The 4890-nt window shown below is 26.1% G+C and carries 6 protein-coding genes; 1 reads left to right on the forward strand and 5 read right to left on the reverse strand.

The window, feature by feature from the left end:
* From JG677_RS07035 to JG677_RS07055, 5 genes are all read right to left on the reverse strand, one after another.
* Nucleotides 1-445, reverse strand: a 445-nt coding sequence (locus tag JG677_RS07035) for a hypothetical protein (RefSeq protein ID WP_200285943.1), incomplete at its 3' end; no start/stop codon positions are given.
* Nucleotides 445-678 carry a hypothetical protein gene (locus JG677_RS07040; RefSeq protein WP_200169009.1) on the reverse strand — a complete coding sequence of 78 codons (234 nt, stop codon included), beginning with the start codon at nucleotides 676-678 and terminating at the stop codon, nucleotides 445-447. The genes JG677_RS07035 and JG677_RS07040, both read right to left, overlap by 1 nt.
* Nucleotides 665-1711: a DHH family phosphoesterase gene (locus JG677_RS07045; RefSeq protein WP_200285945.1), complete on the reverse strand. Its 1047-nt coding sequence runs from the start codon at nucleotides 1709-1711 to the stop codon at nucleotides 665-667. Before JG677_RS07045 ends, JG677_RS07040 begins: the two co-directional genes overlap by 14 nt.
* Before the next feature lie 8 nt (nucleotides 1712-1719).
* A complete protein-coding gene (flhA, locus tag JG677_RS07050; protein WP_200285947.1) occupies nucleotides 1720-3882 on the reverse strand; it encodes a flagellar biosynthesis protein FlhA in 2163 nt (720 codons plus the stop codon).
* Complete coding sequence (locus tag JG677_RS07055; RefSeq protein ID WP_200285949.1) at nucleotides 3869-4279, reverse strand: Rrf2 family transcriptional regulator; 411 nt, start codon at nucleotides 4277-4279, stop codon at nucleotides 3869-3871. Before JG677_RS07055 ends, flhA begins: the two co-directional genes overlap by 14 nt.
* A gap of 189 nt (nucleotides 4280-4468) precedes the next feature.
* Here JG677_RS07055 and JG677_RS07060 point away from each other — a divergent pair.
* Nucleotides 4469-4890: hypothetical protein (locus tag JG677_RS07060; RefSeq protein WP_200285951.1), on the forward strand; the 422-nt coding region annotated here is incomplete at its 3' end.

Genomic DNA, 4890 nt, shown 5'->3' on the forward strand with positions numbered 1-4890 from the left:
ATAAAACACCACCTTCTTTTTCATCTATATTTAAAATAGTTAAATTTTGATTTTTACTCATATCCTTGATATCTTTAGAAAATGAGTAATGTAATTTGTAATAAATCATAATATCTTGCATGGCATTTTTTAGATTTTTAAATTCTTTTTTTAGTGTAAGTTGTTTATCTTGATAAAGAGAAAGAAAGTCTTTATTTAAAAATTCCAAAAAAGTGGCATTGTTTAATTTTTTACAAGAATCAAATGTTTTTAAAATGCTTACCTCGTTGTCTGTAATTAAGAGTTGAATACAAGGATTTTTATTGTCATAAAAACTTAAAATCTCTGCTTTTTTAATGCTAATATTTTTATTAGGTTTTTTATCATAAGCAAAATCATTTAGAGTTTCATAAATATTAGCAAAAATAAAATTATAAGATAAAATTAAAATTATTAGATGTTTCATTATATAAAAAGTTGCTTATAATGTTCTCTAATATATTCAACAACTTCCAAAATTTCATCTACCCCCTCTTTAGTAGAATGCTCTAAAATTGTATCAATATTTTCTATATAAATTTCAATTGCTTCCTCAAGTTTATTTCTTTTTACTCCAGCATATAAAAGCATTGCTTCTAAAACAACATTAAGCTCATAAGTTAAATCTTTTATTTCTTGTTCTTTATCATTTTTGTACATTTTCTTCCTTTTTAATTGCTTTACTTTTAATTAAATCTATAAATTGAGCTTTGATATAATTATAATTTGTACTATCTTTAAAATTAGCAAATAATCCACCGCTAGCATTTTTATGCCCTCCCCCACCGACTAATTTTTTGGCCATTAAGCTTACATCTAAATTTCCGTTTGCTCTAATACTTAAAGTTTTTTTTGAACTAATATCAAGAAAAAAATCATAGTCTAAATTATTAATTAAAAATTCATTGCCTATTATTGAAGTATTACCTATATTTGAAGTCAAAAGTCCTTTATGATTTTCATAAAAAATAGTAAAATCTTCTTTGTGATTTTGTAGTTTTTCAACAATGAATTTAGAAACTAAATTTGCTAAAGTATCATCATATTCTTTTGTAAAATAATCTTTTTTAATAAAATGCAAAGCATTATCAAGCAAAATATAAGATCTCTCTTTTTGTATAAAAGTTTTTGCACGATCTAAAAGATAAAACATATAAGAAGTGTGTTCCTTTTTAAACATTACACGATTAATTTCTTTTGCGTTTGCAATAAGACCTAAACAAACTTTACCAAGTTCAAAATCTTTATCTTTACTAAGCCAAATATCAACAGCATTTACTATATCGATAAAATCTTTCATTTTTTGATCATTGAAACAAATTTTACTAAAAAAATCATAAACAATTTTTGCAGCACATCTTGAACTATCTAAAAAATACCAAGAGTATTTCTGCATACATTCTAAACCACTTTGATGATGATCTAATAATAAAATTTTAATATCTTTTTCTTTGCATACTTCATCAAATTCTTTACATTGAGAAAGGGTTAAATTTAAATCAGTGATAAGTAAGAGTATCTTTTCATTTTCTTTTCTTGTATCTTGTATATCTTTTATAATATTACTAAAATTATCATTTATTTCTTTTCCATAATTAGAATTGTAAAAAATTACATTTTTAAAATAAAAATTAACAATAAATTGACACGTATAACCATCTAAGTCTGTATGAGAGAGATGATAAATTTTCATTATTTTCCTTAAAGTTCTATTTTAATAATACCTTCTGTATTAAAATTAGTATTTTCAGCAATTTCTGCGAAACTTAAAACAATAATATTAATATTAAAATTAAAGCAAATATCAGCTATAAATTTTCTAAGTTGTGGCTCAACGCATAATATAAACGGTTTAATACGTCCATTAGCCACTGTAGCAACTTCAGATCTTAAAGTGTCCACTAAAGCACCCGTTTGAGCTACGCTTAGAGGTAAATGATAGCCTCCATCTCTAAATTGAACATTTTCCATTAAAATGCTAGATGTAGCTGAGTCTAAAATAAAAATATCCAAATTTCCTTTATCATCAAGATACATATTTGTTATCATTCTAGCTAAAGATGCTCTTACGTGCTCTATAATCATATCAAAACTTTTGCTAACCTCTGCAATATCGCTCATTGATTCTAAAATGGTAAGCATATCTTTGATTGGAATTTGATTTCTTAATAAATCTTTAAGAACTTTTTGTATTAAGCTTACAGGAACTAAAGATAAAGCACTTTCAACAATAGCAGGATAATCGTTTTTAAGTTTTTCAAGTAAATTTTGTACCTCTTGTCTTGTAAGAAGTTCTGATGCGTGAGCTTTTATCAATTCACTCATATGCGTTGAAATAACACTAGCTGGATCAATAACTATATAACCATTTAAAGTTGCTTCATCTTTTAAACTCGCATCAATCCAAAGTGCATCAGAATTAAAAGCTGGTTCTTTTGTGGCTATACCTTCAACTTCTTCTGTTATAAAACCACTATCCATAGCTAAATATTTATCAGGATAAATTTCTGCACTAGCTATAGGCACGCCTTTAAGTTTAAAATTATATTCATTAGGCTTTAGTTGCAAATTATCTCTAATTCTAATTTTGGGCATTAAAAAACCTAAAGTTTGAGCAATATTACGTCTCATAGATCTAATTCTTTCTGTTAGCTCATTTTCAGCAAGTTTTATAAGACCATATCCAAGTTCAAGTTCTAGAATTTCTACTTTTAAAATATCATTAATTTTATGTTCTTCTTCTTTGATAATCTCTTCCTCGCTTTTTTTAGGTGTTGCTACTGGGGTTGAATTTGTGTTATTTGCTGTATTTGCAACTGATTTTTTGCCTACTTTTACATCGATTTTTCCTTCTTTAACTTGTTTTGTTAAATATCCAAGCCCTAAAAACACAAATGCCATAAATCCCAAAGAAAAATGAGGCAAACCTGGAACTAAAGCAAAAATAAAAAGAACAAAACCAACAATTAAAAGTGTTCGATACTCGCTTAAAAGTTGATTAAGGGTTCCTTCTGCAAAATTATCTTCATCTTTACTTGCACGTGTAATAATAATTGCAGTAGCAGTTGAAGTGATAAGTCCTGGAATTTGAGAAACAAGTCCATCTCCTATAGTTAAAATTGTATAAGTTGAAGCTGCTTGCGATAAAGACAAATCATGCTGAAAAGAGCCGATTAAAAAACCACCTATTAAATTTATAATTGTGATTATAATTCCAGCTACAGCATCTCCTTTTATAAATTTAGAAGAACCATCCATAGCTCCATAAAAATTTGCTTCTGCAATAACTTCTTGTCTTCTTGCTCTAGCAGTTTGTTCATCAATGAGTCCTGCATTTAAATCAGCATCAATAGCCATTTGTTTTCCTGGCATAGCATCAAGAGTAAATCTTGCTTGTACTTCTGATACTCTTGTACTTCCTTTGGTTACAACCATAAAATTTATTAAAACTAAAATACAAAAAACAATCACACCTATAACATAATTTCCGCCAACAACAAATTCTCCAAAAGCAGCTATAATCTCGCTTACAGCTTCTGGACCTTTTTGACCTTCACTTAAAATCATACGTGTTGTTGCAATATTTAAGGAGAGTCTAAAAAGAGTAATGATTAGAATAAGGGTTGGAAATGTTGTTAAATCTGTGGGTTTTGGAATGTAAATTGATATTAAAATAATTAATACAGATAAAGCAATACTTAAGGCTAAGAAAAAATCGAGTATTGGCCCTGGTAATGGAACTATGATAATTGCTAAAATACAAACTATAAAACCAACAATAGTAAGACTTTTGGCTTTAACAATGGGACCTATTAAAGGACCCAAAAAAGGAAAAACAAGATCTATAATTTTATTTTTTGCCATTATCTTCTATAATACTTGCTAAAGTAATAGATTCTAAAAAATTATCAACTTTATTTTGAAGTTTTACAAGTATAGGCATTAAAAAACAATTTTCTTCTTTATTATTAGGACAGATCCCTCCACTACAATCAAATACACTTATTTCTTTTTTTTCAACGCTATTTATAATTTCTTTAAGTGTATATTCTTTTGGATTTTTAGAAAGACTAAATCCACCTTTAGCACCCTTAAAAGAGTGTAAAAGTCCATCTTTTGCTAAAGTTTGAAGAATTTTAGCCAAAAAACTTTTTGGAATATTAAGTTCATTAGACATATGATCTACATCTTGCGATTTGTTTTGACGAGAAATATAAATTAAAGAAAGTAAAGCATATTCACTAGCTTTTGTAAGAAGCACTATTTATCCTTAATAACTATATTTAAAAAACTAATTATAATAAAAAAACCTAGATAAAGACTTAATAATTCGTTAAAAATATAAAAATTTTTATAAATCTAGTAAAAATTATAGTTTAAATTGATAATTAATTTTAAAAATACTATAATTCCAAAATTTAAATTTTCGGCTAAAATAAGGCTTATATTTATGAATAAATTTAAACAATTTAGTTTTAATTTTCTTTTTAAGGTTTCAGAGCAACCAGTGCTTTTTAAAGATTTATTAGAAGCTAATATTTTATTTAATGAAGATATAATGGTCGATTGTTCGAAGTTAAATTATAAAATAAAAAATTTAAATTGCTATTGTTATTATGGAGTTTTATGTGCTTTTATTCTACTTCCTTTACTTTTAGCAACACATTATTTTTTAACCTTGCTTGATTTTCATGTAAGTATTGTCAGTTCAATTATTGTAACTTCTTGTATTTTTATAGGTTTTGATTTATTTAAAATTTATATAAGAAAAATTGCAACAAAAAAATTAATTAAAAAGGCTTGGAATAATCATTTTCCTTGCTTTTCTTATGAAAAATATTCAAAAACTATAGAAAATATATATAAACAAGC

Origin of the sequence: Campylobacter sp. TTU-622, from assembly GCF_016598965.1 — a bacterium.
In the GTDB taxonomy this organism is placed as follows: domain Bacteria; phylum Campylobacterota; class Campylobacteria; order Campylobacterales; family Campylobacteraceae; genus Campylobacter_D.

What these genes read in the sequence shown, in the direction of transcription:
- flhA (WP_200285947.1), bottom strand. Translation starts at nt 3,882, where the DNA reads ATGGCAAAAAATAAAATTATAGATCTTGTTTTTCCTTTTTTGGGTCCT.
- JG677_RS07040 (WP_200169009.1), bottom strand. Translation starts at nt 678, where the DNA reads ATGTACAAAAATGATAAAGAACAAGAAATAAAAGATTTAACTTATGAG.
- JG677_RS07045 (WP_200285945.1), bottom strand. Translation starts at nt 1,711, where the DNA reads ATGAAAATTTATCATCTCTCTCATACAGACTTAGATGGTTATACGTGT.